At 74.2% G+C, this 25188-nt stretch carries 20 protein-coding genes; 12 read left to right on the top strand and 8 right to left on the bottom strand.

The window, feature by feature from the left end:
* Nucleotides 1-11: 11 nt before the first annotated feature.
* Entirely contained in the window at nucleotides 12-911 is a 900-nt protein-coding gene (locus ACTEI_RS22695) for a LysR substrate-binding domain-containing protein (RefSeq protein ID WP_122982342.1), read from the top strand.
* A 2337-nt stretch (nucleotides 912-3248) separates the two neighbouring features.
* Here the strand turns inward: ACTEI_RS22695 and ACTEI_RS22690 are convergent.
* Together ACTEI_RS22690 and ACTEI_RS22685 are read right to left on the bottom strand one after the other, a co-directional pair.
* Nucleotides 3249-4697, bottom strand: a complete 1449-nt coding sequence (locus ACTEI_RS22690; protein WP_239082485.1) for an alpha/beta hydrolase family protein — start codon at nucleotides 4695-4697, stop codon at nucleotides 3249-3251.
* A 274-nt stretch (nucleotides 4698-4971) separates the two neighbouring features.
* The gene (locus tag ACTEI_RS22685; RefSeq protein ID WP_122979494.1) at nucleotides 4972-6849 is read right to left on the bottom strand and encodes a phosphatase PAP2 family protein; all 1878 of its coding nucleotides are present in this window, start codon (nucleotides 6847-6849) and stop codon (nucleotides 4972-4974) included.
* Nucleotides 6850-7146: 297 nt separating this feature from the next.
* On the opposite strand from ACTEI_RS22685, the gene ACTEI_RS22680 reads away from it, so the two are divergent.
* On the top strand, nucleotides 7147-8058 hold the full coding sequence (locus ACTEI_RS22680) for a PrsW family intramembrane metalloprotease (protein WP_122979493.1): 912 nt from the start codon (nucleotides 7147-7149) through the stop codon (nucleotides 8056-8058).
* 142 nt (nucleotides 8059-8200) lie between these two features.
* Nucleotides 8201-9274, top strand: coding sequence for a hypothetical protein (locus ACTEI_RS22675; protein ID WP_122979492.1), 1074 nt, complete (start codon nucleotides 8201-8203; stop codon nucleotides 9272-9274).
* A 226-nt stretch (nucleotides 9275-9500) separates the two neighbouring features.
* On the opposite strand, the gene ACTEI_RS22670 is transcribed toward ACTEI_RS22675, so the two are convergent.
* Nucleotides 9501-10208: a GAF and ANTAR domain-containing protein gene (locus tag ACTEI_RS22670; RefSeq protein ID WP_122982341.1), complete on the bottom strand. Its 708-nt coding sequence runs from the start codon at nucleotides 10206-10208 to the stop codon at nucleotides 9501-9503.
* 466 nt (nucleotides 10209-10674) lie between these two features.
* Between ACTEI_RS22670 and ACTEI_RS22665 the strand changes: the two genes are divergently transcribed.
* The 6 genes from ACTEI_RS22665 to ACTEI_RS22640 all read left to right on the top strand — a co-directional run bounded on the left by ACTEI_RS22665 (nucleotide 10675) and on the right by ACTEI_RS22640 (nucleotide 15389).
* Nucleotides 10675-11376 carry a GAF and ANTAR domain-containing protein gene (locus ACTEI_RS22665; RefSeq protein ID WP_122979491.1) on the top strand — a complete coding sequence of 234 codons (702 nt, stop codon included), beginning with the start codon at nucleotides 10675-10677 and terminating at the stop codon, nucleotides 11374-11376.
* A 390-nt stretch (nucleotides 11377-11766) separates the two neighbouring features.
* Nucleotides 11767-12471 carry a dienelactone hydrolase family protein gene (locus ACTEI_RS22660; RefSeq protein ID WP_122979490.1) on the top strand — a complete coding sequence of 235 codons (705 nt, stop codon included), beginning with the start codon at nucleotides 11767-11769 and terminating at the stop codon, nucleotides 12469-12471.
* A 4-nt stretch (nucleotides 12472-12475) separates the two neighbouring features.
* Complete coding sequence (locus tag ACTEI_RS22655) at nucleotides 12476-13123, top strand: phosphoribosyltransferase (RefSeq protein ID WP_122979489.1); 648 nt, start codon at nucleotides 12476-12478, stop codon at nucleotides 13121-13123.
* A 90-nt stretch (nucleotides 13124-13213) separates the two neighbouring features.
* Nucleotides 13214-13987, top strand: a complete 774-nt coding sequence (locus ACTEI_RS22650) for an ABC transporter ATP-binding protein (RefSeq protein WP_122982340.1) — start codon at nucleotides 13214-13216, stop codon at nucleotides 13985-13987.
* The gene (locus ACTEI_RS22645; RefSeq protein WP_122979488.1) at nucleotides 13984-14712 is read left to right on the top strand and encodes an ABC transporter permease; all 729 of its coding nucleotides are present in this window, start codon (nucleotides 13984-13986) and stop codon (nucleotides 14710-14712) included. The genes ACTEI_RS22650 and ACTEI_RS22645 overlap by 4 nt, the downstream gene beginning before the upstream one ends.
* 56 nt (nucleotides 14713-14768) lie before the next feature.
* Entirely contained in the window at nucleotides 14769-15389 is a 621-nt protein-coding gene (locus ACTEI_RS22640) for a TetR/AcrR family transcriptional regulator (RefSeq protein ID WP_122979487.1), read from the top strand.
* A 10-nt stretch (nucleotides 15390-15399) separates the two neighbouring features.
* Here the strand turns inward: ACTEI_RS22640 and ACTEI_RS22635 are convergent, their stop codons facing one another.
* Complete coding sequence (locus tag ACTEI_RS22635; protein WP_122979486.1) at nucleotides 15400-16590, bottom strand: methyl-accepting chemotaxis protein; 1191 nt, start codon at nucleotides 16588-16590, stop codon at nucleotides 15400-15402.
* A 351-nt stretch (nucleotides 16591-16941) separates the two neighbouring features.
* On the opposite strand from ACTEI_RS22635, the gene ACTEI_RS22630 reads away from it, so the two are divergent.
* Nucleotides 16942-17157: a hypothetical protein gene (locus tag ACTEI_RS22630; RefSeq protein WP_122979485.1), complete on the top strand. Its 216-nt coding sequence runs from the start codon at nucleotides 16942-16944 to the stop codon at nucleotides 17155-17157.
* A 197-nt stretch (nucleotides 17158-17354) separates the two neighbouring features.
* On the opposite strand, the gene ACTEI_RS22625 is transcribed toward ACTEI_RS22630, so the two are convergent.
* The 4 genes from ACTEI_RS22625 to ACTEI_RS22610 all read right to left on the bottom strand — a co-directional run bounded on the left by ACTEI_RS22625 (nucleotide 17355) and on the right by ACTEI_RS22610 (nucleotide 21665).
* Complete coding sequence (locus ACTEI_RS22625) at nucleotides 17355-19457, bottom strand: sensor histidine kinase (protein ID WP_239082472.1); 2103 nt, start codon at nucleotides 19455-19457, stop codon at nucleotides 17355-17357.
* A 164-nt stretch (nucleotides 19458-19621) separates the two neighbouring features.
* Nucleotides 19622-20122, bottom strand: coding sequence for a molybdenum cofactor biosysynthesis protein (locus tag ACTEI_RS22620; RefSeq protein ID WP_122979484.1), 501 nt, complete (start codon nucleotides 20120-20122; stop codon nucleotides 19622-19624).
* A 151-nt stretch (nucleotides 20123-20273) separates the two neighbouring features.
* The gene (locus tag ACTEI_RS22615; RefSeq protein WP_122979483.1) at nucleotides 20274-21023 is read right to left on the bottom strand and encodes an NADPH-dependent F420 reductase; all 750 of its coding nucleotides are present in this window, start codon (nucleotides 21021-21023) and stop codon (nucleotides 20274-20276) included.
* 21 nt (nucleotides 21024-21044) lie between these two features.
* Complete coding sequence (locus ACTEI_RS22610) at nucleotides 21045-21665, bottom strand: TetR/AcrR family transcriptional regulator (protein ID WP_122979482.1); 621 nt, start codon at nucleotides 21663-21665, stop codon at nucleotides 21045-21047.
* Between the two features lie 98 nt (nucleotides 21666-21763).
* Between ACTEI_RS22610 and ACTEI_RS22605 the strand changes: the two genes are divergently transcribed.
* Nucleotides 21764-22759 (top strand): NADP-dependent oxidoreductase, encoded by a 996-nt coding sequence (locus ACTEI_RS22605; RefSeq protein WP_122979481.1) that lies wholly within the window; start codon nucleotides 21764-21766, stop codon nucleotides 22757-22759.
* Between the two features lie 578 nt (nucleotides 22760-23337).
* Nucleotides 23338-25182, top strand: coding sequence for a hypothetical protein (locus ACTEI_RS22600; RefSeq protein WP_122979480.1), 1845 nt, complete (start codon nucleotides 23338-23340; stop codon nucleotides 25180-25182).
* Nucleotides 25183-25188: the final 6 nt, after the last annotated feature.

Here is a 25188-nt window from a genome sequence, read left to right as displayed (position 1 = left end):
ACGTGTGCCCGGTGTTGGAAATCCGCCGCCTGATCCTGCTGCGCGAACTGGCCATCCGCGGCACGCTGGCCGCCGTCGCCGAGGCGCTCAACTTCACCCCGTCCGCGGTCAGCCAGCAGCTGAGCCAGCTGGAGAAGGAAACCGGCACGGTGCTGCTGCGCAAGGCCGGCCGCCGGGTGCAGCTCACCCCGCAGGCCGAGGCGCTGGTCGCGTCGGTCGGCGAGGTGCTGGACACCCTGGAGCGCGCCGAGGCGCGGCTGCAGGCGGCCGCGACCCGGGTCACCGGCCGGGTCCGGGTGGCGGTGTTCCAGTCCGCGGCGCTCGCGTTCATGCCGGCGGCGCTGCGCGCCACCGCGGCGCGGTTCCCCGACGTGCGGGTGGAGATGGTCCAGCGCGAGCCGGAGGAGGCGCTGCGCGAGACCTGGGCGCGCGACTTCGACATGGTGATCGCCGAGCAGTACCCGGCACACGCCGCCCCGCACCATCCCGGCCTGGACCGCCGCGACCTGTGCACCGACGCGATCCGCCTGGCCCTGCCCGCCGAGCCGGACTCGCTGCGCCCGGTGGACTCACTGGAGTCGGCCCGCCAGATGCCGTGGGTGATGGAACCGCGCGGCGCCGCCTCCCGGCACTTCGCCGAGCAGCTGTGCCGCCGGGCCGGCTTCGAGCCGGACGTCCGCTACGAGACCGCCGACCTGCAGGCCCACATCCGCCTGGTGGAGACCGGCAACGCCGTCGCGCTGATTCCCGACCTGGTCTGGGTCGGCCGCCCGGCGTCCTGCCGGCTGCTCACCCTGGACGACGCGCCCCGCCGGACCATCTTCACCGCCCAGCGGCTGGCCGGCGCGGAGTCACCGGCGGCCCGCGCCTTCCGGGAGATCCTGGAGCAGACGGTGGCCGGCGGCGCCTGACCACGGCTCGGCGTTCCCTCTGCCTCGCCTCCGCCGGTCCTGCGTTCCCTCCGCCTGCAGTCTGGTGTGCCTTGCGTTCCCTCTGCCTGCAGTTTTGGTGTGCCTCGGGTTCCCTGTGCCTGGTGTTCTGGTGTGCCTCGGGTTCCCTGTGCCTTGCGTTTTGACGTGCCTTGCGTTCCCTCTGCCTGGCGCTTCGCGACTGCGCAAACTCAGCGAACCATGCATCCGCACCGCATTTCCAGCCGGGAAGCACATGAACCGTCGAACCCCCAAACCGGCGAAACCGGCACCGGCCGCCGACGCGGGAAACTTCCGCCTCCGTCACCTCGCTCACCGATTCTGCTTCTGTTATCTCGGCCGCCGACCATGTCTCCGTTGCTTCGGCCGCCACCCGTGCTTCTGTTCCTCGGCAATCGATACTGCTTCCATTACTTTCGTCACGGGCGCTGTTCCATTGTCTCGGTCACCGGCCGTGCTTCCATTGCGTCGGGTCACCGGCCCTGTCTCGGTTGCGCCGGGCGCCGACCCTGCCTCCATTCTTTCACCGAATTGCCTTCTTTCACCTCGGCCAGCGGCTCTCCTTTCGTTATCCTGGCCGCCGATTTTGCTCTTCATCGCCTCGGCCACCACCCGGTGACCCCCGCGGGCCAGGCGGCAGCGGATATCGCCGAGTGCCACCTCCGCCACCCTCCCGTAGTGACCAGCCTTTTCAGGGAATCCCCCGGGCGGACCGGCGGCGATGAGCGCGCCAGAAACCCGGCACAATCCACGCGATGAAACCGCGACGGCCGGTGTCGCCGATCGAACGCGCGATCAACCGGCGGCCGGGGCAGATGCCGCAGACGGGGGATCGGCGCTCGTGAAGGCGACGCCAGAGCCGCAACCGCTCGCTGCGTGCCGGACTGCGCGCCCGGTGGGACGCCGATACCGCTGATCCCGACACCGCTGATCCCGAGGCGAGCTTCGCCGTCGGTGGAGTCGAGGTGGTCGGTGGTCGGGAGGGTCGGCCCGCTGCCGGTGAGGCTGAGGTTTGCTGGGAGGTCGAGGCCGGGCTTGCCGGTGAAGAGATGGACGTTGTCGGTGCTCGGGTGGCGGCTGGCGCGTTCGGTGGTGAGGCGGGGCTGGCCGGTGGTGACTCAGGAGCTGGGCGATCGGTGTTGACGGTGAGGTAATCGGTGGTGAGGTGGCCGTCGGGTTTCCAGAAGTGATACGGACGTTGTCGATGGTGGGCCGGGAACTGGGCGCCGTCGGTGGTGAGTCGGGGCCGCCGGTGGTGGGGTGGGGGTCGGGGTTGCCAGTGGTGAGCTGGAGGGCGTCGATGGTGGGGCGGGGCGATCGGTGGTGGCGGGATGGTGGCCCGATGTCGGGATGAAGGCCGGGCCCGTCGCTGGTGAGGCCAGGCCCGTCGCTGGTGAGGCCAGGGCCGTCGGTGGTGAGGCGGGGGTCGCTCGTGGTGGGGCGGGAACCGGGGCGGTGGGTGGTGGAGCCCAAGGCGGGGTGGGTGAGGCGGGGGTCGCTGGTGGTGGGGCGGGAACCGGGGCGGTGGGTGGTGGAGCCCAAGGCGGGGTCGGTGAGGCGGGGGGCACCGGGTGGTGGGGCGGGAACCGGGGCGGCCGGCGGTGGAGCCGAACCCGCCGGGAGTGAAGCCGTGATCGCTGGGCGAGTGCGGTCAGCTCTGCCGGCGGGCGCAGTCGACGTCCCCGCGCCACCACGCCTCAACTTCTCGGCATGTCGGCGCTGCAAACCCCAGAAACGCCGACGCTCATGCTCGCGACGAAACCCGTCGCGAGCAGGCGAATAATTGCGCGAAGCGGTCCGGTCCCGCATTCTCGCGATTTCCGCTCTGCTGAACATCGACAACTGCCCCATGCCACCATTATCCCGCTCCGCGCCGGGCTCAAGTCAGTATCTGATCATGCCAATTCTCATCACTTCGATCGTGTCGCATCCGGCCCCCGGAACGGGGGTAATCCGCAAGGCGGAATGTGACGGATCGCTGCGGCGACTCGAATGTTCCGGGCGGAGCGTCACATCGGGCGACGACCCGGCACGGCGACTCTTCTGTCTCGACAGGGCAAATCGCTGATTGCCGTCGTCGTCGCGCAGCGGCGCGGTCCCGAAAACGGCGGGTGTCGTGCCGAGCGACGAAGCCCAGTGCGGACATCCCGGTCGTTGGCCTTGACGGCGTGGTCGTGGCGGGGTTGGACGGGTCGTTGGCCTTGACGGCGTGGTCGTGGCGGGGTTCGACGGGTCGTTGGCCTTGACGGCGTGGTCGTGGCGGGGTTGGACGGGTCGTCGGCCTCGACGACGGGATTGTGCTGGGGCTGGACCGGTGGGTCAGGGCCGGGACGCGGTGGTCCGGGGGCGGCTGGAGGCGGGGCAGGGCGGGGCGGTGAAGCCGGTGTGGGCGCCGTCGGTGAAGCGGCAGCCGAAGGCGGCGGAGGCGACCACCCGGCGGTCCAGGATGGCGTCCCCGGCTGCCCGGCGGCCGGTGCGCATCCAGGAGACCAGGTCGTCGAAGCCCCGGGCCAGCTCGGCCTCGGTGAAGTCGCAGTGGCCGACCCCGCGGACGGCGCGGGCGACGAACAGGCCGGCGCGGCCGTTGCGGGCGGCGCGCTGGGCGTACTCCTGCTCCATCGAGAACGGCACGAACAGGTCGCCGATGTCGTGCAGGGACAGCACCGGGACGGACGGGCGGCCCTCGACACGCGGGATGCCGGCCAGGCCCGGGTCGGCGGAGGCGGTGCGCTGCACCCGCAGCACCTCGGCGTTGAGCTTCAGCTCACGCAGGCTCGGCAGGACGCTGTCGGCGAGCCGGTAGTACGTGTTCCGGTTGTCGGTCACGTTGCCCGGGGCGATCCCGCCGGTGCCGCCGGACAGGCCGGGGTAGAGGCCGAACAGGAACGGCAGGTCGCTCAGCGGGGCCAGCGAGCTCGCCGCGTTCCAGTAGGCGAACGCCGAGTCGAATCCGGGCCGGTCCCCGCCGCTGCGCCGCTCGACCGCGTCCGACCAGGCCCGGCCGGCCGCGGTCAGCGCGGGCGCGCTGCCGGCCCTGACGCCCAGCGCGGGCAGGATCCGGCCGACCCGGGCCCGCCACTGCTGCGGATAGTCCGCGGGAGGTGTCAGCGGGAGGTCGATCCGCACCCGGGCCAGGGCGGCGGCGGTGACGTTGGCGTCCAGGAAGTAGTCGTAGAGCGCGGTGTCGCCGAGCACGCCGCAGTACGGCATGGCCGCGTGGAACGCCCGCGGGAAGCGCTCGATCGCCACCGCGGTGATGTGCCCGCCCATCGACGCGCCGCTCATGATGACCTTCCCGGCCCGGCGGCCGGTGACCTGCCGGAACGTGTCGATCAGCGCGTGCGAGTCACGGACGCCCTGGCCCACGTCGTACCCGTTGGTGGCGTAGCTGGAGGCGGCCCAGGCGAACCCGTTGCGGATGTAGTGCGCGCGCAGCGCGGGGTTGTCGACGTGGACCACGGTGCCGGTGCCGCGGTAACCGTGCGCGTAGACGACCAGCTGCCCGTTCCAGCGCAGCGGCACCTCGACGCGGTACGCCGCCCCGTCCCGCACGCCGGTGTGGATGCGCGAGAGCGTGCGTCCGTCCGCGTCGGTCAGCGGGGTGAACGGCGTGCCGGACAGGTCGCACCCCGGGTCGGCGACCAGATAACCGGGGCGGGTCGTGCTGGGCGTGGGCGCGGCGCAGGCCGGCGCCGCGGCGGCCGGCGCGCCCAGCGTGGTGACCAGCGCCAGCGCGACGGTAACGAGGGCGAGGCACTTGCGGCGCACGGTCAATGTGGTTACCTCCCGGACCCATCCAATGGCCGGTCGTCGATGTTTGTCAAGCCGGCGGCCGACTCATGACGGACCGCCGCCGGCCCCGCCGCCGACGGCCCCGAAGCCGCCGGCTTGGATGCCGCTTACCCGGGTGCCGCTGGTCCGGGCGCTGCTTACCCGGGCGCTGCTTACCCGGGCGCTGCTTACCCGGGCGCCGCTGGCCCGGGTGCCGCTGGCCCGGGTCCCGCTGGTGCGGGTGCCCGGACCAGCGGCGCCCGGGTCCGCGTCAGGCGGTACGCAGCCGCACCGCCACGGTGTCCCGGTAGGAGACCAGCTCGGCGCGGTGACCCGGGGTGGCCACCACCACCCGGGCGAACCGGCCGCGCAGCCGGCGGGCGGTCAGCACGGGCACCGGGGCGTCGTACGCGTGCCGGCCGCCCGGCGCGACCGTGACCGACAGCGTCGCGTCCCGGCCCAGCGTGGCATCCCCGTCGATCACCAGCGCGGCCCGGCCCCGCGGGTCGGCGGTGACCGCCAGGGTGCCGCCGCTCTGCCGGTAGTCGCGGCGCACCCGCACCCCGCCGGCCGCCAGCCGCAGCGTGCCGCCGGAGACGGTCACGTCGCCGTCGCCGAGCGCGGTGCGCGCCGCGGCGGTCAGGGTGCCCCCGGCCAGTGTGGTGCCACCCCGGTAGCTGTTGTCACCGGACAGCGTCAGCGCGCCGGAACCGAGCTTGACCAGGCCGCCGCGGCCACCGATGTCGTTGCGCCAGGCATCTGCGGCGTGGAAGCCACCCCGCGCCGCGTCCAGGGTGACCGCCACCGTGGCGTCGAACGCGCCGTAGCCGTCGGCGGCCGCGAACAGGTTCAGCCGGCCCCACTGCTCCGGACCGTCCAGGACGGGGTGACCCGAGCCGGACGCGGTGGTCCGCAGCACCTCGCGGCGCTGCTCGCCGTCCAGGTACGGCAGGCGGGTCTCGAGCAGCACCTCGGCCCCGGCCGGCACGGTGACCGGGACGCGCCGGCCGTGCGTCGGCAGGTCGTACGTGTGCCGGTGCCGGACGTGGCGGGCGTTGTGCTCGCGGTCGGCGTACTCGTCGGCACCGGAGTGCGCGAAGCCGTGCACGTCGGCGCCCACCCGGGACTGGAAGTACGCCAGCGCCTGGGCCCGCGCCTCCGCCTTGAGCGTGGCGTTCTCCGGGTCCCGCAGGATGGCCGCGGCCAGCGCGGTGGCCAGGACCCGGCCGCCGATCACGTCGGCCGGCGAGTGCATGCCGGCCACGATCCGGGTGTGCGCCAGGTCGTACGCGCACGTGACGAGCTCCTGGAACCGTTCCGGGACGGCGTACGCGTAGGCGAGCGCGGCCAGGAACAGCGCGTTGCTGTGCCCGCTGACGTACCCGCCGTCGTCGGCCGGGGCGGTCCCGCGCTGGCGCAGCAGGGCCGGCGCCACGACGACCTCGGAGTCGTAGACGGGGTAGCCGAGGTCGTCCACCCGCCCGGTGTCGACGACCTCGCTGTCCACCGTGAGCCGCCACGGGCGCGGGTACTGGAAGGCCAGCTTCGCCGGGTTGCCCGAGGAGTAGCCGCCGCGCACCGTGTTGACCAGGGTGACCACCCGGCCCAGCGGCGAGGTGGGGGAGCCGGCGCCGATCGCCGAGCCGGCCGGGGCGCCGGTCGGGACGGCATCGCTGATCGTGGTCGCCGGGGTGGTGTCCGGCGCGGCAGTGACGCCGGTGACGGCGAGCGCGCCGGCCCGGTACAGCTCGGCGAGCGGGCCGAGGCCGGCGGTCACCGAGTAGCTCTGGTGCCGGCGGTCGACCAGGAACGCCCGGGCCGCCTCGGCGTCGGTGCGGTGGGTGGTCGCCTTGACCACGTACCGGATGTTCGCCCGCAGGAACGCCCGGTCCAGGACGGTGCCGCTGTTCCAGGCCGCGCCGGTGGACCACACCCGGCCGAAGCCGGACAGGATGCGGAGCGCGGCGTTGGTCTCGGCGGTCAGGTTCGCGACGAGGTTGGTCCGGTAGCTGTCGACGAACGCCGGGGATGCCGCCGCGGGGACGGCGGGAGCGGCCGGCGCGAGAGCGCCCGGTCCGGCGACGAGACCGGCGGCCCCGGCGGCGGAGGCGCGCAGGACGGTCCGGCGGCTCACGGGGAGGGAGGGCATGGGGGAACTCCACGGTACGGGTGCTGGCAAGATCGCGGTCCACCCTCGGCGCGCCCGGTCACGCGGTGGCCAACACCCCGCGTTGTGAACGTGAACATCGACCATCACGCCGGTGGCCGGCTACCGGCGCCGGGCCTGGCCCGCCATCGAGGGGGAACGCCGGCGGCCGGCGGGGGGAACGCCGCCGGCTGGCGGAGAGGAACGCCGGCCACCGGCGGGGAGGAACGCCGGCCGCCGTGTGCGGGTCCGCTGCGGTGGGTACGACGGTGCCGCTCACATCTGCGCGGGAGGCGCGACATGTACCAGACCACCGCACCGCCCCGCCGCCGTCACTGGTTGCGGGTCTTCCTCACCGGACTGGTCCTCTGGCTGCTCACCGTGGTGGTCACGCTGGCCACCGGCAATCCGAACCTGATACCCACCCTGGTCCTGCTCGGCAGCTTCCTGGTTCCGGTGACGTTCGTGCTGTGGGCGTTCAGCCGCCGGCACAGCGGCGAGGTCACCGCGGAGCTGCTGTTCAGCACGTTCGTCACCGGCGGCGTGCTCGGCGTGCTCGCCGCGTCGCTGCTGGAGACGTACCTGCTGCACCCGTCGCCGGCCTTCTTCCTCGGCGTCGGGCTGATCGAGGAGGCCGCGAAGCTCGCCGCGCTGGCCTTCCTGACCCGGCGGCTGAGTCACAAGTACGCCGCCGACGGCCTGGTGCTGGGCGCCTCGGTCGGCTTCGGATTCGCCGCGTTCGAGTCGGCCGGCTACGCGTTCACCGCGCTCTTCACCGCACAGGGCCTGTCGCTGACCCAGCTGGTGCAGACCGAGCTGCTGCGCGGCCTGCTCGCGCCGCTGGGCCACGGCCTGTGGACCGCGATCCTCGGCGGCGTGCTCTTCTCGGCCAGCGGCCGCCGGCACTTCGCCATGACCCGCCGCCTGCTGCTGTCCTACCTGGGCGTCGCGGTGCTGCACGCGCTGTGGGACAGCATGCACAGCATCGCGCTGCTGGTCACCCTGGTGCTGACCGGCACGCCGTACCAGTACTCCCTGCTGGAGCGCGGCTACCAGCCGGAGCCCACCGCGTCGCAGACCCACCTGTTCACCGTGCTGTCCTGGGGTGGCCTGCTACTGATCTCGCTGATCGCCCTGTTGTGGCTGCGATCGGTGAGCCGGACGGCCGACCGGGAGACACCGGCCCTCTGGCGCATCCCGATCACGCACTGACCACGCCGCGGCCCGGCGGCCGGTCGTCCGCCGCCGGGCACCCCGGCACGACATCCGGCACCGTCGCGGGCTGCGCGAACGCCCCCGATGGAGCTACCGTCCGTAGCGGACTTCCGTCCCCGTCAGTGAGGCGAGGTGGCGCATGAGTGACCGGACCGGCGACGACCACGAGCCCGGCATCGCGTACGGCTTCGGCCGCCATCGCGGGCTGCTCGTCGACCGCACCGGCATCGAGGAGATCGTCTTCGGCCGGGTCCTGCTCTACCTGGAGAAACCCGACGTCGACCTGATCCGTACGCTCGCCCCGCGGCTGTCCGGGGTGATCGTCGAGGAGCCGGTCACGCCGTACGCCCCGGAGGCCCGGGCGCTCTGGGCGCTGCCCGTGCCGGTCCTCACCGGAGTGCCGGTCGACGACAGCTGGCTCGGTCAGGACGTGGTCGTCGACTTCGACGAGGCGACCACCGCGCCGCCCGCACCGGCCGCCGCGACCCTGCGGATCCACGCCGAGGTGACCAACCTGGCCGAGGCCCAGGACGCCGCCCACCTCGCGGACGGCTGGGCCCCGCTGCGCGCCGAGGACCTGCGCGCGCTGCCCGAGGCGGAGCGGGTGCGGCTGTGGCGGTTGCTGGCCGAGTCCGGCCGGCCGCTGCCGGCGATCCGCTACTTCGACGAGCCGGCCGGCGGGCCGCCCGCCGCCGCCTTCGGCCGCCGGGGCGTCCGCTCGCTGCACCCGGAGGCGCTGGCCGCCTTCGACGCGCTCGTCGGCGAGTGCCCGTCGGGCGATCCGCTGGTCGTCCTGCCGATGGTCTCCGCGCGCCAGGAGATCTCCGCGTTCGTCGCGGCCACCGGCGGCCGCTGGCGGCTCGGCCTCGACATCGCCACCCCGGCCGCCGCGCTCGGCGTCGCGGACCTGGTCGACGACTGTCACCTGCTGCGCGTCAGCACCGCCGACCTGGCCCAGCACACCGTGGTCTGGGATCGCAGCGTCCGCAACGACGTGCTGCTGCCCCCGGACCACCTGCCGCTGGTGGTCACCCAGCTGATCGAGTGGGCCGCCTCGGTCGCCGCCGCCCGCGACATCGCCTGCCAGCTCGCCCTGGACCTGCGCCCCGGCCCCCGCCTGCACGAGCAGCTGCTGGCCGCCGGCATCCGGGACATCGCCTGCCCGGCCCCGCTGGTCCGCCACTGGCGCCACCTGCTGGACCGCCCGCGCTGACCGGCACCGTCCCGCGGCCCTCGGGGCCGGACGCGGCCGCGCGCACCCGGCCGGCCCGGTCGGCCCGGCGCCGCAGGGGCTGCGGCGGTCCGGGGTCGCCCGGCTGCGGCGGTCCGGGGTCGCCCGGCTGCGGCGGTCCGGCTATGAAGTCCCGGGCCGCGCGGCTATGAACGCTCGGCTGTGGGGGCCCGGGGCCGCCTGGCCGCGGCGCTCCGGCGCCGACCGGCTACGACGGGCGCTGGGCGCGGTCGACCAGGTCGGCGGCGACCTCGCGGAGTTTGCGGTTGGCGTCCTGGGAGGCGCGGGACAGAATCGCGAAGGCCTCGTCCGCGGTGCAGTGGCGCTGGCCCATGATGATGCCCTTGGCCTGCTCGATCACCGCGCGGCTCTCCATCGCGGCCTGCATGTGCTGGGTCAGGACGACCGTGGTGTCGTAGAGGTGCGCGTTGGTCAGGGCGACCGCGGCGTAACCGGCGAACGTCTCGGCCAGCAGCACGGCGTCGTCGTCGAACGCGTGCGCGGTCCCGGCGTAGACGTTGAACGCCCCGGAGATCTGCTCGCGGATCGGCAGCCCGACGCTGAACGTGCTGTGCATCCCCAGGCCCGCGGTGTGCTCGCTCCAGCCGGGCCAGCGGCGTTCCGCCACCACGTCGTCGATGCGCAGCGTGATGTGCTGGCGGCTGGCGTCCAGGCACGGGCCGCGACCGTGCTCGTACTGCCAGCCGTCGATCCGCATGGCGGTCTCGCTGGTGCTGGCTATGGTGCGCGGGCGCTTCTGGCCGATCAGGGTCACCGAGACGTCCCGCGCCCCCGGCACGGCCCGCTGGGCCAGGCCGGCGACGGTGCTCAGCACACCCTCCATATCGGTCTCGCCCAGGTTGATGCGGCTCAGTTCGCGGAAGGCGGCGGTGGGGTCCAACGGATCCGGCGTCATGCTCATCCTTCTTACCCGCCGGGGCGGCCCGGTGGACCGGAATCCCGCCGGGCGATCCCCGTCGCCGTTGCGCCGTCGCCGTTGCGCCGTCGCCGTTGCGCCGTCGCCGTTGCGCCGTCGCCGTTGCGCCCCCGCTGTTCCGCCCCCGCTGTTCCGCCGTCGCCGTTGCGCCCCCCGCTGTGTTCCGGTCGCGCGGCTGCGGTGCCGCCGTTCCGCCCCCGCTCTTCCGGTCGCGCCGGTGCGGCGCCGCCGGCCGCCGGTCCCGCCACCGTGTTGGGCATCCCCGGCCGGGTATCGGTAGTATCGGCGTCCTGCTGCCGATGTCGGACACCAACATCGGCCAACCAGCGTCAAGCAGCGGCGCGGGTCCGAGGACCGTCCGGTCCTCCGGGCAGCGTCACCGGTTGATCCAGCGCGAGTCGCCTGTCGGCGGCCCGCGCTCCGCTGCGGGGAATTTCTGACGTTGATGGCGTACGATCCAGCCGAACCAGCCGCGGCCCTGGCCGAACTCGGCCGCATCAAGCTGGGCGAGACCGACCTGAACGGTGTCCTGCACCGGGTGACCGAGCTGGCCCGGCGCACCGTGCCGGGCGCCGAGCAGGTATCGGTCACCCTGATCCGGGACAGCGGCGCGTACACCCCGGCGTACACCGGCGCGACCGCGCTGCGACTCGACACCCTGCAGTACGAGCGGGACCTCGGCCCGTGCCTGGAGGCGGCGGCCGCGCAGGCCACCGTCCACGTCCCGGACACCGGCGCCGACGACCGCTGGGCCGGCTGGCCGGCGAGCGCCGCCGCGGCCGGCGTGGGCAGCGTGCTCTCGGTCGGCCTGCCCATCGTGCGGGTCACCGGCGCGCTCAACGTCTACGGCGCCCGGGTGCGGGCCTTCGACGACGAGGCGGTCACGCTGGCCGAGACGTTCGTGCGGTACGCCGGGGTCGCCGTCGCCAACGCCCACCTGTACGACACCACCGCCACCCTGGCCCAGCACATGCAGGCGGCGATGGAGAGCCGCGCGGTGATCGAGCAGGCCAAGGGCATCATCATGGGTGAGCGCCGGTGCGGTCCGGACGAGGCGTTCCTGATCCTGACGAAGGTCTCCCAGGACACCAACCGCAAGCTGCGCGACGTGGCGGCGGCGCTGGTGGAGCGGACCCGGCGGGGCTGACCCCGGCCGGCGTCAGGCGCTCACGTCCAGGCGGTTGCCCCGGCCGCGCCGGGCGAGGTGGCGCAGTGCCGGCTCCAGGTGGCCGCGCGTTGTGCTGGCCGGCATCGATCCGCTGGCCGGTGACCTGGTGGATCAGCCCGCGGTCGCGGCCGGAGAGGGAGTCGGCGTCGTCTCGGACGTTCTGGTGGCGTCCCCGGGCCGCGGCCCGGACCGGTGCCACCGGCGGCGTCTGCGGCGTGCGGTTGAGCCGGGGAACAGACATCGGGGTGGATCTCCTGGGCATTCGACCCCCTCCCGATCGGCCGGCCGCCGGTGCACCTGAGGACGCGTACGGTGGGACTTGTCTCCCCGGAATGCACGCCCGCAACGGCCGAGCAGAAAGGGACGGACATGACCACCTGGAGCACCACGGAACGAATCGATCTCGGCGAGGTGTGCCTGGACGGCGACCTCACCCTCGCCGAGCACGCCAGGGGCGTGGTCCTCTTCGCCCACGGCAGCGGCAGTTCCCGGCACAGCCCCCGCAATCAGGCGGTGGCCCGGGCGCTCCAGCGCCGCGGGTTCGCCACGCTGCTGGCCGACCTGCTCGCGCCGGAGGAGGACAACGGGCAGCGGCGGTTCGACATCGGGCTGCTCGCCGACCGCCTGATCGGCATGATCGACTGGCTGCGGGCGCAGCCGGCCAGCGCGGGGCTGCCGCTCGGGCTCTTCGGGGCCAGCACCGGCGCGGCGGCGGCGCTGGTCGCGGCGGCGGCCCGGCCCGACGTCGTACGCACGGTGGTGTCCCGTGGCGGTCGCCCGGATCTGGCCGGGCCGGCCCTGATCGACGTGCGGGTGCCGACGCTGCTGATCGTCGGCGAGCGCGACGGGGCGGTGCTGGAACTCAACGAGGAGGCCCGCAACACCATGCGGGTGCACGCCGAGCTGCGGATCATCCCGGGGGCGACGCACCTGTTCGAGGAGCCGGGCGCGCTCGAGGCGGTGGCCGAGGAGGCGGGGGAGTGGTTCAGCACGTTCCTGGGCCAGGCGACGCCCCGCCCGGACAGCCGGCATCCGGCGCTGCGGCACCTGGCCGAGACCCGTCGCTGGGGGTGACCTGATGATCTTCCGGGATCGCACCCGGGCCGGTCGGGCCCTCGCCGAGCGGGTCGCCGAGGCGGTGGGCGAGTGTGGGCACCGGCCGATCGTGCTCGCGCTGCCGCGGGGCGGGCTGCCGGTCGCGGCGCCGGTCGCCGACCGGCTCGGCGCCGATCTGGACATCGTGGTGGCCCGCAAGCTGGGCGCGCCGGGCCGGCCCGAATGGGGGCTCGGCGCCATCGCCGAGGACGGGCCGCCGGTCTACGACCAGGACAATTTGCGGTACGCCGGGCTCACCGAGCGGGACCTGAGCGGCACCCTGGACGCCGAGCGGCTGGAGCTGCGCCGCCGGGTGCGCCGGTACCGCGGTGACCGGCCCGCCCCGGCGATCACCGGCCGGGTGGTGGTGCTGGTCGACGACGGGCTGGCCACCGGGGTGACCGCGCACGCCGCGCTCCGCTGGATCAACGGCCGGAATCCGGAACGGGTGCTGCTGGCCGTCCCGGTCTGCTCGCCGGAGGCGCGGGACCTGCTCGCGCCGGAGACCGACGGGGTGGTGTGCCTGAGCGCGCCGCCGGACTTCTGCGCGGTGGGCCGCTGGTACGAGGATTTCGGGCAGCTGACCGACGAGGACGTGGACGAGGTGCTGCGGCGCTACGCGCACGCCTGATTTCACCATTTGCCGAATTTCGGTGTTCCGCACGGGCGGGAAACTCACCTACCGTTGAGTTCAACAGTTGATGAGTTCCCGGGAGGGATGATGGACACCGCGATCGAGGTCTCCGGTCTCGTCGTCAGACGCGGCCGCAGGACCGTGCTGGACGGCCTCTCCTGCGCCGTCCCGCGTGGCAGCGTCACCGGACTGCTCGGCCCCAGCGGCAGCGGCAAGACCACCCTGATGCGGACGGTCGTCGGCGTGCAGCTGGTCGCCGCCGGCACCGTGACGGTGCTCGGCGTCCCGGCCGGCTCGCCCGCGCTGCGCAGCCGGATCGGCTACCTGACCCAGGCCCCCAGCGTCTACGCCGACCTGACGGTCCGGGAGAACGCCCGCTACTTCGCGTCGCTCTACCGCCTCGGCCGGGACGCCGCCGATCACGCCGTCGAGACGGTCGGGCTGACCGGCGCCGCCGGCCAGCTGGTCGCCGACCTGTCCGGCGGTCAGCGCAGCCGCGCCTCGCTGGCCTGCGCCATCGTCAGCCGTCCCGAGCTGCTGGTGCTCGACGAGCCGACGGTCGGGCAGGACCCGGTGCTGCGCGACGAGCTGTGGGCGCACTTGCGCCGGATGGCCGCCGACGGGGCCACCGTGCTGGTCTCCAGCCACGTGATGGACGAGGCGAACCGCTGCGACCGGCTGCTGCTCATCCGTGAGGGCGCGCTGATCGCCGACGACACCCCGGCCGGGGTGAAGCGGGCCGCCGGCAGCGACGACCTCGACCAGGCGTTCCTCAACCTGATCCGGTCCCGGGACGCGGGCCGGACCGGGGTCCGCGCCGCGCACCCGGCCGGCTGCGGCCCGGACGGGGGCGCGTCATGATCCTGCTCAGCACGATCCGGCGGATCCTCACCCAGCTGCGGCACGACCCGCGCACCGTCGGGCTGATCGTCGTGGTGCCGACGCTGCTGATCACCCTGATCTACTTCATGTACGACGACCAGCCGCGGGTCTTCGACCGCATCGCGCTGACCATGCTGGGCATCTTCCCGTTCATCGTGATGTTCCTGATCACCTCGATCGCCATGCTGCGGGAACGCACCAGCGGCACCCTGGAGCGGCTGTTCACCACCCCGGTCGGCAAGCTGGACCTGCTCTTCGGGTACGGCATCGCGTTCGGTGGCGCGGCCGCGGCGCAGGCGACGGTCGCCGCCGGGTTCGCCTACTGGGTGCTGGACATGCACGCGGCCGGCGGCCTCGGCCCGGTGGTGCTGATCGCGGTCGCCAACGCGGTGCTCGGCGTCGCGCTCGGCCTGCTGTGCAGCGCGTTCGCCCGCACCGAGTTCCAGGCGGTGCAGTTCATGCCGCTCGTCGTCGCGCCGCAACTGCTGCTCTGCGGGCTGTTCGTGCCGCGTGCGGCGATGACCGGGTGGCTGCAGGCGGTCAGCGACGTGCTGCCGATGTCGTACTCGGTGGAGGCGCTCACCGAGGTGGGCGCGCATGCCTACCCGACCGGCACGATGTGGCGGGACCTGGGCATCGTGGTGGGCGCGATCATCGTCGCGCTGGCGGTCGGCGCCGCGACGCTGCGCCGGCGCACGGCGTGAGGCGGGGCGGCGTATAGCGTCTCGGGGCGACGGTCGTACCGGGAAGGGGCTTTCGGATGGCACGACGGACCGGGCGCCGGCCCGGCAACCCGGACACCCGGGAGGCGATTCTCGCCGCCGCCCGCGCGGCGTTCGCCGAGCGCGGCTACGACGGGACGTCGATCCGTGCCGTCGCCACCGGCGCCGGGGTCGACCCGGCGCTGGTGCACCACTACTTCGGCACCAAGGACAAGCTGTTCCTGGCGGCCATGCAGGCGCCGCTGGACCCGCAGGAGCTGCTCGACGCGGCCACCGAGGGCGACCCGGAGCAGCTCGGCGTGCGGTTCGTCCGGCTGTTCCTGCGAATCTGGGACGGGCCGGGCGGCGCGGCCGGGGTGGCGCTGCTGCGCTCGGCGGTCGGCAACGAGTGGACCGCCCACCTGTTCCGGGAGTTCGTGGGCAGCCAGATCCTCCGCCGGGCGGTGCCCAGGCTGGGCCTGGACGACGCGCAGGGACCGCTGCGGGTCAGCCTGGCGGCCAGTCACATGGTCGGGATCGCGATGGCCCGCTACGTGATCAAGGTGGAGCCGCTCGCGTCGGCGCCGGCCGAGGTGATCGCGGCGGCGGTCGGGCCGTCGGTGCAGCGCTACCTGACCGATCCGCTGCCGGAGGTCTTCGGCGTGCCGGAGACCTCGTGAACGCCCGGCGTCACCCGGCGTCCGAGCCGGCGCCGATCCGGGTCAGGTATTCCTCGATGTCGTGACGCACGGCGTCGGGCAGGTCGTGGAACTGCACGCCGATCTCGGTGAGGCCGTCCCGCGGGCTGCGGCGCATCACCTTCGCGTCGACCGTGGCGTCCAGGCCGTCGAAGGTGAACTCGGTGCGGATCAGATCGCCGACCGCGACCGGGACGTCGGCGGGCAACGTGCAGCCCAGGCCGTCCGAGCTCAGATCCACCATCCGCGCGGCGACCGGCTGCGACCTCGACGGCACCCGCACCCGGACCGTGCCGTCCACGGCGAGCCGGTCGTGCCGGCGGCGGTCCAGGCGCTCCGCCACGTCGGACAGATCGCCGATCTGCGCCATCGTCGCGTCCACGCTGCGGTGCAACCGGATCACGATGTCGTGCTGCTGGTCGGCGATCCCGCCGAGCTGGCGCAGCGCGTCCTCGATGTCGCCGACGTCACGGATGATCGCGCTGAGCGTCCCGCCCATCTGCGCCACGTCCGCCTCCAGCGCGGCGATCGTGCTGGTGATCTGCTCGGTGGAGTCCGCGGTGGTGTCGGCCAGACTCTTCACCTCGTCGGCGACCACCGCGAAACCGCTGCCCGCGGCTCCGGCCCGGACCGCCTCGATGGTCGCGTTCAGCGCCAGCAGCCGGGTCTGCGAGGCGATCCCGGAGATCACGCTGGCGATCCCGGCGACCTGGCGGAGGCTGGCGTTGAGCGCGGTGGCCGCCTCGTCGGCGCTGTGCGCCCGGCGGACCAGGGCCTCGGCGGCGTCGTTGGTGACGGTGACCCGCTCATGGGTGGCCGTCGCGGCGTCCCGGGCCGCGCTGACCTGCGTCACCACGTCCTCCAGCTTGCCGCCGATCACCGCCGCGGTGCTGTCGATCGCCTCCTTGGCGCGGCGCCGTAGCCGCTGGTTGAGCTGCTTTTGCTGCAGGGCGGTGGCCTGCGTCCGGGCGTCCCGGTCGGCCCGCATCCGCTCCAGTTCGGCGTCGCGCTCCCGCAGCGCCTCGGTGAGCTCGGCGAGCATCCGGCGCGCCTCGGCCAGGGTCTGCGGACCGGCGGCGTCGGCCGGCCCGGCGGCGCCGCGACCGGCCCGGCGGCGCACCAGCACGGCCGCGGTGGCCAGCACGACGAGCACGGCGACGGTCAGGGCGGGCCACACCGGCATCACACCACGGGGCCGGCGCCGACGACGGCGCTCTCCCGGCCCGGTCCCGGGGTGGTCCTGCGGTCGGGGCGCGCGACCGTCGCGCGGCGGGGACTGGCCGACACGGGCACGCTCCTCCCGTCCGCATTCGATATCCAACGTTCCGACGCTACCTGACCGAACTGTCCCGGGTATGCGGTTCACCCCGGGACCGGAGCGGCCCGCTCAGCGGGTCGCCGGTCCCAGCGGCGGCCCGCCGAGCGGGTCGCCGGTTCCGGCGGCGGCCCGCCGAGATCGCCGGTGCGGGAGTTCTCAGGTCCGCCGAACGCCGGCCGATCGTCGGGGCCCTCGCAGAACGATCAAGGAGTTGCGATGAGCATCGGCATCGGCACGTCTACCCCGTCGTCCGCCTGGGCGACGCACGCCGCGTGGCTGCGGCTGCGCGAGGACTGTCAGCAGCTCTTCGGCCACGTGGTGCGCGGCGCGGACCGCTCGCAGCTGGACGAGGACCGGATCGCCGTGCTGCGGAGCCGGGACGAGATCGCCCGGCTGGAGCCCGGCGGCGGCGTGGTCGACATCCTCGTCTGACGTCGCCGTCCGGCCGGAGCCGTATACCGGCCCGGGCCGCTGTCCGCATCCGTGCCGCTGACGCCGCCGCCCGGCCCGAGCCGCACCCACGTCCCGGAAGCTGCCCGACGCCGTGCCGCTGACGCCGCCGCCCGGCCCGAGCCGCACCCACGTCCCGGAAGCTGCCCGACGCCGTGCCGCTGACGCCGCCCGGGGTCTCAGATCCGGCACAGCGGCTGCGCGGGGGCGGCCGGCGCCGTGGCGGCCGGCAGGGTGAAGGTGAAACGGGAGCCGCCGCCCGGTTCGTCCGCGGCGTCGATGACCCCGCCGTGGCGTTCCACGATGCGCTTGCAGATCGCCAGGCCCAGCCCGGTGCCGAGGTAGCCGCTGGTGGCGTGGGCCCGGTGGAAGTTGCCGAAGATGGCCTCGTGCTGGCCCTCCGGGATGCCGATGCCGTTGTCCGCGATCCGTACCGTCACCATGCCGCCGGCCGTGTCGGCGCTGATCCGCACCAGCGGCACCACGCCGGGCGCGGTGTACTTGACGGCGTTGCCGACCAGATTGTCGATGAGCTGCCGGACCAGCACCGGATCGGCGTGCACCGGCGGCAGCGGGCCGACGGTGAACCGCGGCTCCGGCTTCCCGGCCGCCACCGCGGCGTCGCAGCGGGCGCCGGTGATGTCCGCGACCACCTCGGCCAGGTCGACCGGGACCGGGGCGACCGCCGCCTCGCGCGCCGTGGCGTAGGCCAGCAGGCCGTCGATCAGGCCGCGCATCCGCGCGGCGGCCCGGGTCAGCCGGGCCAGGTCGGCGAGCGCCTGGTCGAGGTTCGGGTGCTCCGGTACGCCCTCCAGCGCGTCCAGCGTGGCCGCCGTCCAGCCCTCGACGCTGGCCAGCGGGTTGAGCAGGTCGTGCGCCACCACCCCGGCGAAGCTGGTCAGCTCGTCACGGTGCCGGCGTTCCGCGGTCACGTCGTGGAACAGCACCACCGCGCTGCGCGTGCCGTCGGTCTCCGGCAGCGGGGTGGCGGTCACCCGTACCACCCGGCCCTGCGGCACCGCCGGGTTGCGCACCAGCATGTCCACCCCGCGGACCTCCTCACCGGCGAGCGCCCGCAGGTACGCCAGCTCGTCGTCGGCGTACCGGCTGCCGTCGGCGTGGTGGAGGCCGTACCAGTCCGGGCCGGCGAGCTGGTCGTCCGGGCTGGTACGGCCGCCGAGAAGCTCCTGTACGGCCGGGTTGCGCAGGGTCACCCGGCCGTGCGCGTCGATCACGGCGAGTCCGTCCGCCATCGAGTCGATGATCGTGGCCAGCAGCTCGGCGTGGTGCGACGCCTTCTCCTTCTCCGCGGCCAGCTCGGCCTGGCGGGCGGCCAGCTCGGCCTTGTCCCGGGCGAGCGCGGTGACCAGGGTGTGCCGCTCGTCCCGGCCCAGCGCCAGCGCCAGCCCGACCAGCGCGGCCACCAGGCAGAACAGCTGCACGAGCAGCACCCGCTGGCCGACGTCGGCGACCGCCGCGAAGGGGCCGGAGCCGAGCAGCGTGTACCGCATCGCCACGGCGCTGATCACCGCGGTGTGCAGCAGCACCCACGCGGTGCCCAGCCGGGTGGCGACCAGGACGGTGAAGCCCAGGAGCACGAACGAGAGCGGGAGGCGGTGGTCGTACGCGAACGCGGCGACCGGGCCGGCGATGCTGACCGCGAGGACGCCGGCGGTCTCGACCCACCGCCACGGGCCGGCCCGCGGCCGGCGGCGCCGGTCCGGGCGGGCGTGCGCCGCCGCGCCGAGGTAGATCCCGGCGGTGCCGATGATCACGAGGCTGGCCAGGTGCCGGGCCAGCGACAGGACCGCCATCGCGACCGGGAGCGTGCCGGTGACCAGGCCGAGGCCGAGCAGGCCGGCGACGCACCCGCCGGCACTGGCCGCCAGCGCGGCGCCGAGCAGCGCCCACAGATCGCGCGGCGAGCGCAGCGTCTCGGCGCCACCGCCGCCCCACAGCTCGGGCCGCCAGCGGCCCAGCGCCCACCGGAAGATCCACACTTGGATCAGCCCGGCGGCCGCGGTGACCGCGCCGATCGAGGGGCTCCCGGTGGTGTGCCAGGTGCCCCCGCCGAGGATGGCGACCAGCAGGAGCACGTCGAGGTGGCGGGTGGGCGCGTCGCGGTGCGCGCAGAACCAGATCGCGGCCACGCCGGCCGCGGGCCAGACCATGCCGACCCCGTCGGCGACCATCGCGGTGCGCAGCCCGGCGTGGACGGCGGCGGCGTACAGCAGGGCGAAGAGCGCGGTCCGGGCCAGCGAGAGCCGGTAACCAGATGTCACCGCCACCTCCCGCGAACACGTCCGACCTGCTCCTATCGGCCGTCTCCGACATTGCCTGAGCGACGGTCGCCCGGGCCGCGCGGGTCGATCGGTCGCGCCGGGCCGGTCGGACCGCGGTGGGTGGGCGCGGGGTCGCGGTGGATCGGTGGCCGGGCCGGGACCTTCTACGGTACGACCGTGGCCGGTTGCGCCGAGGCGGTGAGCGGCCCGACGCGCAGGACGCCGTCGTCGAGCGGTACGCAGCGGATCCCGCCCCGCCCGCGCAGCGCCCGCCACGCGCCCGGGCCCAGGGTCACGTCCATCCAGGCGCAGGGGTTCGCCCGCCGCCGCACCGCCAGCCGGACCGGGCCGTCGCCGGAGTCCAGCGTCAGCACCGACCCGACCAGGTCGTCCAGCGTCCGCCGGCCGAACCGCAGCCCGGCGACCAGGATGTTACGGCGGGTCTCGGCGAGCCCGGCGCCGTCCGGCAGCGACTCCCGGGCGATCACGGTGATCGAGGCGTCCCGGTGCGCCGGGTGGTTGAAGTAGCGGTCGCCCACGATGCCGAGCCCGGCCCGGATCCGGATCTCGCCGGCCAGCTCGCCCGCGGGCGCCGGGGCCGGTCCGTCGGCCGGCCGGCCCTCGAAGCGGTGCGCCGGGGAGGCGAGCAGTTCCACGATCTCCACCGGACGCAGTCTAGGACCTGTTGCGGAGCCCGCGGCGGGCCGCACACCGGTGTGCGGCCCGCCGCGGGCTCGGCCCGGTGTGGCGCGTTGCCGTGGGCGCGTCCCGGTGCGGCGGCGGGCTGCCGCGGGCGCCGCCGGGGCCGCGCCTCGGTCAGCGGACCGTGGCCAGCGCCTCGGCCAGCACGTCCTTGGCGTCCTGGACGTCGACCTCGCGCATCTGCAGCGGGCCGCCGGTCTCGGTGAGCCGGGCGGCCGGCGGGCCACCGGCGAAGAACGGCGCGAACCCCAGGTCGTGGATGATCTGGCAGGCGGTCTCCCGGGCGTCGCGCTGGTCGGTGCAGACGTACTCGGCGAGCAGCGGGTCGTGGCCGCGCCGCCGGTCCAGCACCTCGGTGGGGATGGTGTTGAACGCCTTCACCCAGTGCGCCTCCGGCACCCACGAGATCAGCGTCTCGAACCCGCTCTTCTCGGGTGTTTCCAGCATGGTGCTGCCGGGCGGCTCCGGCACCGTGACGAAGGCGGGGATGTCGAGGGTCGAGGGGTAGGCCGGCGAGAAGGAGCCCAGGCCGGCCGGGCCGGGAGCGCCCGGCGTCATCCCGGGCACCCGGACGGCTCCGTGCGTCGGATTGGTCGCGTCGATGACCACCTTGCCGACCAGCGCGTCGTGCGTCAGGTCGACCGCCTCGCGCGCCGACTCCCAGTTCGGCGCGAAGAGCACCACCTCGCCGAACTCGGCGGCCTCCGGGATCGGCATCGCCCGGATGTGGCCGTGGCCGTGCCGGACCAGGTCGGTCAGCCGGTCCGGATGCCGGGAGGTGACCGCCACCTCGTGCCCGCTTTCGGCGCACCACGTCGCCAGAGTGCCGCCGAGCTGCCCTGCTCCAATGACACTGATCCGCATGACCTCAGGGTGCCCGGTGAATCACCCGTCCGAGTGGCGAACCGGGAAATCGCCGTACATGATCCGCAGCTCCACCGTGACCAGGTCGTCCACCAGGGCGTACGGGTCGCTGGCGGTGGCGAAGGCGGCGGTGCGCAGGTCGTCGATCATCGCGGCCAGCACCCGCGGCGCCGGGCCGTCCGGTGCCAGTCCGGCGGCGCGGTCCCGCTCGATCCGGGCGGCCAGCCGCTCGATGTGCGCCTCCCGCAGCCCGGCGCGCCACTGCGCGATCGGCGGGCAGCCCGGCGCGGCCGCCAGCGCCCCGGCCAGCAGCCGGCCCTGGTCGCGCCAGAGTGCGGCGAGCGCGGTGAGCGAGCGGCGCAGCGCCGCCACGTCCGGCCCCGTGCCCTCCAGCCACGGTCCGGCGTCCCGGCCCAGCTCGCCGGCCAGGCCGTGCAGCAACGCGACCACGACGGCCAGCTTGGAGTCGAAGTAGAAGTAGAAGCTGGACCGGGAGATCTCCGCGCCGGCGGCCAGCTCGTCGATGGTGATGGCGGCCAGCGGCTTGCGGCTGAGCAGGTCCCGGGCGGTGTCCAGGATCGCCCGCTCACGCAGATCGCCCTTGCTGGGGCCGCGGCGGCGGCCGGCGGGGGCGGGGCTCATGACGATCACGGTAACGCGGTTAACAGAGCAGAGTCGACGCGGTGTCGAGTTTTTCGACGTACTGTCGATCACTGACGACGCTTTGGAAGGAGTGCCTGATGCAGGAGATCCGTCTCGCCAGCCGGCCCACCGGGTGGCCGACCGCCGACAACTTCGAGCTGGCCGAACTGCCCACCCCCGAGCCCGGGCCCGGGCAGGTGCTGATCCGCAACCAGTACATGTCGGTCGACCCGTACATGCGCGGCCGGATGAACGACGTCGAGTCGTACGTCGAGCCGTTCCAGGTCGGCAAGGCGCTCGACGGGGCGGCGGTCGGCGAGGTCGTCGCCTCGCAGTCGCCCGACGTGCCGGTCGGCGCCATCGTGGTGCACGCGCTGGGCTGGCGTGACTACGCGCTCGCCGACGCCGCCCAGGTGCGGGTGGTCGACCCGGCGGCGGCGCCCACCCTCTCGGCGTATCTGGGCGTGCTCGGCATGACCGGCTGCACCGCGTACGTCGGTCTCCTGGACATCGCGCAGTTCCGCGAGGGCGACACCGTCTTCGTCTCCGGCGCTGCCGGCGCCGTGGGCAGCATGGTCGGCCAGATCGCCAAACTGCGCGGAGCCAAGCGCGTCATCGGCAGCGCCGGTTCCGCGGCGAAGGTCCGCCACCTGGTCGACGAGCTCGGTTTCGACGCGGCATTCAACTACAAGGACGCTCCGGTACGGCAGCAGCTGCGCGAAGCCGCCCCGGACGGCATCGACGTGTACTTCGACAACGTCGGCGGCGACCACCTGGAGGCCGCGATCGCGTCGCTGAACAAGTACGGCCGGGTCGCGCTGTGCGGGGCGATCGCGCAGTACAACGAGACCTCCGCGCCGGCCGCGCCGCGCAACCTGGCGCTCGCCATCGGCAAGGAGCTCAACCTGCGCGGCTTCATCGTCGGCAACCACCGCAACCGGATGCCCGACTTCATCGCCGAGGTGGGCGCCTGGCTGCGCGCCGGCAAGATCCAGTCCCGGGAGACGGTGGTCGAGGGGCTGGCCAACGCCCCGGAGGCGTTCCTCGGCCTGATGCGCGGGGAGAACACCGGCAAGATGGTCATCAAGCTCTGAGGAAAGGCTCTGCGCGCCCCGGGCCCGCCGGTCCGGGGCACGGTCCGCCCGCCTCTGGATTGCGCCGGCCCGGCGCTCCGGGCGGCCGGGGTCCGCGTTGTCGGGTGTGGTCCGGGGTCGCGCGGAGCGTGGGTGCGGTGGTGGCCATGAGGCCGTGTGTTGGCGGGTGTGGTCCGGGGTCGCGCGGAGCGTGGGTGCGGTGGTGGCCATGAGGCCGTGTGTTGTCGGGTGTGGTCCGGGGTCGCGCGGAGCGTGGGTGCGGTGGTGGCCATGAGGCCGCGCGTCGCCGGGTGTGTCCGGGGTCGCGGGTGGCGACCGGCGCGGCGATCGGGTGGTTCGTCGGCGGGTGCGGCATTCCGGGGGCTTGTCTGCTGTCGCGGGCTTGTCCGACGGCCGTGCCGGGCGGGTGGTTTGTCTACCGCACGGGCCGACTGGGTGATTCGTCCAGGCGGCGGCGTGCCATTCTGGCGCGGCCCGCGGGCGCGGAGGGTCGATCTTCCGGATACGGACCGTCCGGCTGACCGTCGTCATCCGTATGGACGACGTCACTGACGGAAAGCAGACACTAGCGTTCCGGTGTGGCAAATCGGTTCCAACTCTGGGGACAAGCGGGCTGGGCAAGCGCCGAGGTCGTCGGCGAGACGCACTACGCGAAGGCGATACGTGCCCTCTTCGGCAGTGACTTCGACCCGCAGGGAACCGACATAACCGTACCGGTCCAGCTGATACCCGACCGCAGCAACCGCCACGACCGCAACGCCGTCGGGGTCTGGTCCGACAACGCCCTCCTCGGCCACCTGCCACGGCCGGAGGCCGCCCGGTACGTCCACGTTCTCACCTCGCTGACCAGGCGCAACCTGATCCCCGAGGTGAACGCGCAGATCCACGGACGCGAGTGGGGCGAGTACGACGGCCGCCCACCGGCCTTCGTCGGCACGATCCGCCTCGACCTGGCCGAGCCGCACATGATCGTGCCGGCCAACGAGCCGCCCCTGCAGGAGCACCGGTTGCTGCCCACCGGTTCCGCGCTCCAGGTCAACGGCCAGGAGCGGCATCTCGACGCGCTCGTGCCGTTCCAGCGGCCGGAGGGCGAGTGCTGGGCGTACGTGACCCTGCACGAGATGGCCGACCACCTGGTCGAGGTACGCCTCGGCGACGCCCGGGTCGGTGACCTGAGCCCGAAGACGAGCCAGGAGCTCGCGCCGGTGCTGCGCTACCAGAGCGAGCGGGGCCTGGTCGTCGCGGCTCGCGCGGTGGTCAAGAGCAACGCCGTCAAGACCGAGGTGCTGCTGTACGTCGCCCGGGTCCAGGACCTGCCGGAGAGCTGGACCGGCCCGGCCGCGCGCGGCACCGCCGGACGGGTAGCGCCGGTCTCGCCGTCCCCGGCGAGCACCCCGGTCGTGCCGTCCGCGGCCGGCCCCGACCTGCCCGCCGCCGGCACGTCGGCCGTACCGAGCTGGATGGGTTCCAGCGACGCCGTGCCCTCGTGGGCTGCCACGCCCAGCGACGCGCAGCCGACCTGGATGGACCGCAGCGAGCTGGTGCCGACCTGGGTGCAGCCCAGCGGCCCGGTGCCGAGCTGGGCGGCCTCGGTCAGCGGCCCGGTGCCGACGATTGCCGGGAGAAGTCAGCCGGAGGACCAGTCGGCCGGGGCCGTCCCGGGCCCGGCCGCCGGATCCGCGCCGGGTTCCGGGTTCGGCTCCGGCCAGGTGTCCGGCGCTCCGGCAGGTCAGGCCGCCGATGTCCCGGTCCCCGGGGTCCCGGCCAACCCGATCCCCGGCGTGCCCACCGCGCCGATGCCCGGCAGCGCCATCCCGACCAGCCCGGCCCCGACCGCCGGCGCACATGCCGCCGACCGGTTCGGCGCCGACGCCCCGTCCGGCCCCGTGTCCGGCGCGGGTGTTCAGTCGTCGGGTCTGTTCGGTGGTGCGGCCGGTCAGGTGTCGGGCGCGGGTGTTCAGTCGTCGGGTCTGTTCGGTGGTGCGGCCGGTCAGGTGTCGGGCGCGGGTGTTCAGTCGTCGGGTCTGTTCGGTGGTGCGGCCGGTCAGGTGTCGGGCGCGGGTGTTCAGTCGTCGGGTCTGTTCGGTGGTCCGGCCGATCAGGTGCCCAGCGCCGGCGCTCAGCCGGCCGGCCTGTTCGGCGGGGCCGGCGAGATCGCCGAGACCACGGTGATCCCGGCGCTCAGCGCCGTGGTGATGAAACAGCAGGCGGCCGCGGCCGGCGGCAGCGCGCCGGTGTCGCCGGCGCCGGAGCCGAACCGGCACCCGCCGATCCCGCCCGCGCCCACCGGCATCAAGTTCCAGGTCCCGCCGGGCTGGCCGGCCCCGCCGGACGGGTGGTATCCGCCGGAGGGCTGGCGACCGGACGCCTCGTGGCCGCTCGCGCCCGCCGGATGGCAGTGGTGGGTGCCCACCTGGGACTGAGGTGGG

Origin of the sequence: Actinoplanes teichomyceticus ATCC 31121 (assembly GCF_003711105.1) — a bacterium.
GTDB classification, from domain to species: domain Bacteria; phylum Actinomycetota; class Actinomycetes; order Mycobacteriales; family Micromonosporaceae; genus Actinoplanes; species Actinoplanes teichomyceticus.
Note: the sequence above shows the minus strand (reverse complement) of the source record. Positions and strands in the feature narration are given on the sequence as shown.

Coding starts and splice junctions, on each gene's coding strand:
- ACTEI_RS22685 (WP_122979494.1), bottom strand. CDS start 6,849: ATGCCCTCCCTCCCCGTGAGCCGCCGGACCGTCCTGCGCGCCTCCGCC.
- ACTEI_RS22680 (WP_122979493.1), top strand. CDS start 7,147: ATGTACCAGACCACCGCACCGCCCCGCCGCCGTCACTGGTTGCGGGTC.
- ACTEI_RS22675 (WP_122979492.1), top strand. CDS start 8,201: ATGAGTGACCGGACCGGCGACGACCACGAGCCCGGCATCGCGTACGGC.
- ACTEI_RS22670 (WP_122982341.1), bottom strand. CDS start 10,208: ATGACGCCGGATCCGTTGGACCCCACCGCCGCCTTCCGCGAACTGAGC.
- ACTEI_RS22665 (WP_122979491.1), top strand. CDS start 10,675: ATGGCGTACGATCCAGCCGAACCAGCCGCGGCCCTGGCCGAACTCGGC.
- ACTEI_RS22660 (WP_122979490.1), top strand. CDS start 11,767: ATGACCACCTGGAGCACCACGGAACGAATCGATCTCGGCGAGGTGTGC.
- ACTEI_RS22655 (WP_122979489.1), top strand. CDS start 12,476: ATGATCTTCCGGGATCGCACCCGGGCCGGTCGGGCCCTCGCCGAGCGG.
- ACTEI_RS22650 (WP_122982340.1), top strand. CDS start 13,214: ATGGACACCGCGATCGAGGTCTCCGGTCTCGTCGTCAGACGCGGCCGC.
- ACTEI_RS22645 (WP_122979488.1), top strand. CDS start 13,984: ATGATCCTGCTCAGCACGATCCGGCGGATCCTCACCCAGCTGCGGCAC.
- ACTEI_RS22640 (WP_122979487.1), top strand. CDS start 14,769: ATGGCACGACGGACCGGGCGCCGGCCCGGCAACCCGGACACCCGGGAG.
- ACTEI_RS22635 (WP_122979486.1), bottom strand. CDS start 16,590: ATGCCGGTGTGGCCCGCCCTGACCGTCGCCGTGCTCGTCGTGCTGGCC.
- ACTEI_RS22630 (WP_122979485.1), top strand. CDS start 16,942: ATGAGCATCGGCATCGGCACGTCTACCCCGTCGTCCGCCTGGGCGACG.
- ACTEI_RS22615 (WP_122979483.1), bottom strand. CDS start 21,023: ATGCGGATCAGTGTCATTGGAGCAGGGCAGCTCGGCGGCACTCTGGCG.
- ACTEI_RS22610 (WP_122979482.1), bottom strand. CDS start 21,665: ATGAGCCCCGCCCCCGCCGGCCGCCGCCGCGGCCCCAGCAAGGGCGAT.
- ACTEI_RS22605 (WP_122979481.1), top strand. CDS start 21,764: ATGCAGGAGATCCGTCTCGCCAGCCGGCCCACCGGGTGGCCGACCGCC.